The 4,821-nt window shown below is 68.5% G+C and carries 3 protein-coding genes and 2 pseudogenes; all 5 read left to right on the forward strand.

Translation table 11 applies throughout. The annotated features are described in order from the left end of the window. Window positions 1-466: 466 nt before the first annotated feature. Window positions 467-1,780, forward strand: a complete 1,314-nt coding sequence (locus tag ACWDA7_RS50395; RefSeq protein WP_450614620.1) for a PAS domain-containing protein — start codon at window positions 467-469, stop codon at window positions 1,778-1,780. Window positions 1,781-1,865: 85 nt separating this feature from the next. Next, window positions 1,866-2,885 carry a SpoIIE family protein phosphatase gene (locus ACWDA7_RS50400; protein WP_450614622.1) on the forward strand — a complete coding sequence of 340 codons (1,020 nt, stop codon included), beginning with the start codon at window positions 1,866-1,868 and terminating at the stop codon, window positions 2,883-2,885. Window positions 2,886-2,929: 44 nt separating this feature from the next. Further along, window positions 2,930-3,332: pseudogene (locus tag ACWDA7_RS50405) on the forward strand (helix-turn-helix domain-containing protein); the annotation flags it as partial. Window positions 3,333-3,740: 408 nt separating this feature from the next. Beyond that, entirely contained in the window at window positions 3,741-4,325 is a 585-nt protein-coding gene (locus tag ACWDA7_RS50410; protein WP_450614624.1) for a TetR/AcrR family transcriptional regulator, read from the forward strand. A 244-nt stretch (window positions 4,326-4,569) separates the two neighbouring features. Next, window positions 4,570-4,732: pseudogene (locus ACWDA7_RS50415) on the forward strand (IS110 family transposase); the annotation flags it as partial. Between the last annotated feature and the right edge of the window lie 89 nt (window positions 4,733-4,821).

Genomic DNA, 4,821 nt, shown 5'->3' on the forward strand with positions numbered 1-4,821 from the left:
GCACAAGGCCCACGTCGGAACAGCCGCCCCAGCAGGGAACGCCCCACCCACAGGCGTGGCACTCCCGAACAGGAACTGGTCGGACGGCATCCCATCACGGGATGACTCTTAGAGAAACGGGCGCGGCACCCCAGGCGCAACGGAGAGCACCGTGGCCGCCACTTCGCGGCTGGACCAACACCTCGGGAAGGACGCATTGCGCAGACCTTGTCGCAGCATCCGCTCCTGCCGGGTCTCGACGCTGCCTCCTATCGCTTCGCAACCCGGACTCGTGATCAACCGCTTCGCTCGGGGCAGGGCCTCGGTCGCGCTCCGTCAGCTCTCCCGTACGCCGGGCTCGTCGGATCCCCGTCGAGCCAGTGACAGCGGCCTTGCTCATGACCTCGGCTTGCCGTGCCGGTTCGGCAGTCTTGCCGAGGCGTGCCCCCGCAGACGGGGGCAGGCTGGGAGGTGGGAGGTGGTTGCCATGGCAGGCGTTGTTCCGCTGATGATCATCGACGGGGCGGGCGTCGTATTGCGGTGGAGCAGCCAGGCGGAGACGTTGCTGGGGCGTGCGGCAGATGAGGTGGTCGGGCGGTCGGTCACGCCGTTGTTGACGCGGCCTGCAGATGCGGCTGCCCCGGCGGCGGAGCCGGCGCCCGATGAGGTAGTGCTCTACGACGCCGGCGGCCGCGTGGCCGCCGGTGACCTGCGGGTTCGGCCGCTGCTGCGGCGCGACGGGGTTGTGGACTGGGCTGTCTTTCCTGCGCCGGCGCGGGAAGCGCTTACGCCCGAGGTCGGCACCGTGGTGCTGCAGGCCTTGTTCATGCGAGCACCGATAGGCCTCGTCGTACTCGACACGGAGCTTCGCATCGTGTCGGCCAACAAGACCGCACAGGCAGTGTGCGGCATGGACACCGAACACCTCCTCGGGCGCCACCTCGCCGATGTGTACGGATTCGCCTCCCCCGGCGAGGTGGCAACGATGCTGCGGGGGGTGCTGGACAGCGGCGTGTTCGCTCCCGAGCGCGAGTTGCGTGTGCGCCCTGCGGATGCCTCTGCCGGCGAACGCATGGTGGGGCTCTCGGCGTTCCGCCTTCAGAACCGGCAAGGGACCGTTCTGGGTGTGGCGGTGGCGGTGATGGATGTCGGCGAGCGGGAGAAAGCGCGGGCTCGCTTGGGTGTCCTGGATTCGGTGCGTAAGCGAGTGGGGCAGTCCTTGGACGTGGTGGTCACGTGCCAGGACGTGGCCGAGGCTTTGGTGCCGGGCTTCGCCGACGTCGCTGTGGTGGAAGTGGTGGCCAGCGTGGCACGCGGCGAGGAGCCTCCGCTTGGCCCGCTGGACCGTAGTGTCCCTTTGCGCCGCGCGGCGCTTCGGCACAGCGGCCCGGGACAGTACAGACAGGCGCATCCGGTGGGGGATGTGCGCGCCTTGCCATTCCCCACCCCTTTCAGCCAGGCCCTGGCGGACCTCAAGCCGCGCGTCGTGACCCTGGACGCAGACACGCCCTGGCTGAGGGTCGACCCTGCGCGAGCTGAGGCGATCCGCGACTTCGGGTCCCGCACACTCCTGGTCGTGCCCTTGATGCTGCGCGGCACGGTGCTCGGGCTGCTGAGCCTGTACCGGACCGAGCAGGCAGGCGCCTTCGATGAAATGGAGGTCGCCCTTGCCATTGGAAGTGGCCGCCTACACCGCCTTGAGCCTCGACAACGCACGCCGCTATGCCCGCGAACACACCATCGCCACCACAGTTCAGCGTCACCTACTGGCTCCGAGCCGTTCCTCGCAGACCGCCATTGAAACGGCCCACCTGTTCTTGCCGGGCGACCGGGGGGCAGGCGGCTGCTGGGACAGCCTGACTCTCCCGGGCGCCCGTGTCGCGCTGGTGGTCTGCGAAGTAGCCGGAGAGGGCATCTATACGGCAATCGCTACAGGTCAGCTGCGCACTGCCCTGAACGTTCTGACCGCGCTCGACCTGGAACCCGACGAGCTTCTCGCCTCTCTCAACGACACGGCCACCCGTCTGGCCCAGGAACGGGCCGCTTTGCCCTCCGGCGACCCTTTGCGTCAACAGACGCTCACCGCAACGTGCGTCTATGCGGTCTACGATCCGCTCTCCCGCACCTGCACCATCGCCCGGGCCGGCCACCCGGCGCCGATGATCACGCACCCCGACGGCACCACCGAGGTCCCCGACCTGCCCAGCGGACCGCCCCTGGGCAGGGCCGAGGGACCACCTTTCGCCCAGGCCACCATCCCACTAGCTGAGGGCAGTGTCCTGGCCTTCTACAGCAACTCCCTCCTGCCCACCTCCCGCACTGGCCTCCCCGGCGACCCGGGCCCGCTCGGGCAGGTACTCACCGACCCCCACCGGCCCCTGCAGGAGATGTGCGACGACGTCCTCTACCGGCTCCATGACGATGCCCGCCCGGGCGACTCCGTCCTCCTCCTCGCCCGCACCCACGGCCTGGCCGCCGACCACGTCGGCACCTGGCATCTCGACCACCACGCCTCAGCGGCCGGGGCCGCGCGCACACACGCCCAACGTCAGCTCAGTGCATGGGGGGTGGACGACGACACCGCCTACGCCACCGAAGTGATCATCAGCGAGCTGGTCACCAACGCCGTCCGTTACGGCGCCCCGCCCCTGCTCCTGCGGATCATCAAGGACCGCACCCTGACCTGCGAGGTCCACGACACCAGCGCCTCGGCACCCCACCTGCGCCATGCGCGCACCGTGGACGAAGGCGGACGCGGCCTGTTCATCTGCGCGCAACTCGCCCAGCGCTGGGGCACTCGCTACAGCGCCGACGGCAAGACCGTCTGGACCGAACAAGCCCTCCGGTCGCAGTCCGACAGCCGCTCCGGGATGGCCGTCAGTGCCACCGGACCAGGCCCACAGTGACGCGATGCCTCGAAACCTCGCACAGACGCGTACACCATCATGATCTGTCGTGCTGCCAAGGGCAGAAGCTGCAGCGGATCATGCGCCGGGCAGCCAGGACGGTGCGATATCGGCGGGCGATGATGATCCTGGCCTCGGCCGGAGGCAACCGGGTCCCGGTGATCGCGCAACTGGTCCAAGCCCACGAGGACACCGTCGGCGATGTGATCCACGGTTCAACGAGATCCGCCTGGCCTGCCTGGATCCGATGGGCGGGAGGCCGTCTTCGCCTGGTTACTCCTGACGACGAGGACTTCGTCATCCGGACGGCCACCTCGCACCCCACCAAGCTCAGCCGGGCCTTCACCCGCTGGTCGGTCCGCAAACTCGCCGCCCGCCTGCGCCACGGCCACGGACGCGTCATCCGCATCGGCTGTGAGGCCTTACGGCGTCTGCTCCGGCACCGCATGCCCGAGTTACAGGACGACAGGGCCGAGGGATCTCGACCTCCCCCACCCTCGATGGCCGCCCTGGTCACGTGCTTCTCAGCTTCCACATCGGTGCCGACTCACAGCCGAGGACGCAAGGCTGCGGCGGCCACCCGAGAAAGGTCTACGTCCATCACCGCCGGCCCGGCCAAGCGGTCGCCCGGCTCAACGGTGCCAGCTTCACGGTCAAGGCACAGACGACTGGCGGCTCAGCCGGGAGCACGCACGCGGCGCCTCTCTTCGCGCAGCGCAGCCTGATACACCCTCTCCGGGAAGGTGGCGGAACGGGGCGGTGAGGGCGCAGCCAGTGGCGCGAAGGCGGCAGGCTGTCGTATCCTCGTATCCGGAACTGGTTCCGGTTGCAAGCGTGTTACGAAGGGAGTCGGCGTTGACCGGCAACGAGGGGGACACGGCACGGTCCCGCCGACCGCTGCGGGCCGACGCACAACGCAACGAGGACCGACTGCTGGAGGCGGCAGCGGCCGCCTTCGCCCGCGAGGGGACGGGCGCCTCGGTCAAGGACATCGCCCAAGCGGCCGGAGTCGGCGTCGGCACTCTCTACCGCCGGTTCCCGTCCAAGGAACTACTGGTCGCGGCGATCTACCGACTCGAGGTACAGCGCCTGTGCGAAGCGGCACCGCACCTGGCGACCACACAGCCACCCGTGGACGCGCTGCGGACATGGATGGAACGCTTCATCGACTTCATGGCCACCAAGCAGGGGATGGCCGACGCGCTGCGCGTGGTACTGACCGACGACAGCGAGAAGCTGCAGACCCGGGCCATGCTCGCCGACGCCATCGACCACCTGCTCACACCGGCAAGGGGCCCGTCGGTGGCACGGCCGGAAATCAAGGCCCAGGACATACTGATGGCCCTCGGCGGGATCAGCCTCATGGCTGGCAACGAGAACCAGCGCGACCTGGCCACCCGACTCATCGATCTGCTCCTGCACGGCATCGTGAAGAACTGACACAATCAGGCAGCCCTCAGGCCGAGCCGGTGGGAGTCCGTTACCCACGCGGTCGGCAATGACTTCGCGGCCCGCAACTTCGTCTGCCCTCGACCAGTTTCGGACCCGGCTTGGGCAACAACGGCTCGATGAGCGACCACAGTTCATCCGAGACGATCCACGGCCGCGACTCCCTCTGCCCCACGACAGAACCAACGAGCAACCAGGCCGAACGTCACATGATCGACAGGTTCTGTTAGGACCTCTAGCCCGAGCCCGAATCACCGACGACGCTGTTGGTCTGCAGCTGCTCCTCGGCGAGCACGGCGACGCTGCAGGCCCCCCGATCCCGGTCGCGATCGAAACCTCCCGGCGGCCTGCTCGTAGCCTGCCTCCGAGCCACCCGGCGCCCCGTCTACGCAATCAACCGTTCCTAGTCAGTGAGCAGGAGTGAGTCTTGTACCCAATCCTGGTCAACTGGCGCATCCCGAACGGTGGTGGATGCACTGGTCTCCCG

It is taken from the genome of Streptomyces sp. NPDC001156 (assembly GCF_053598275.1).

What these genes read in the sequence shown, in the direction of transcription:
- ACWDA7_RS50395 (WP_450614620.1), top strand. Translation starts at nt 467, where the DNA reads ATGGCAGGCGTTGTTCCGCTGATGATCATCGACGGGGCGGGCGTCGTA.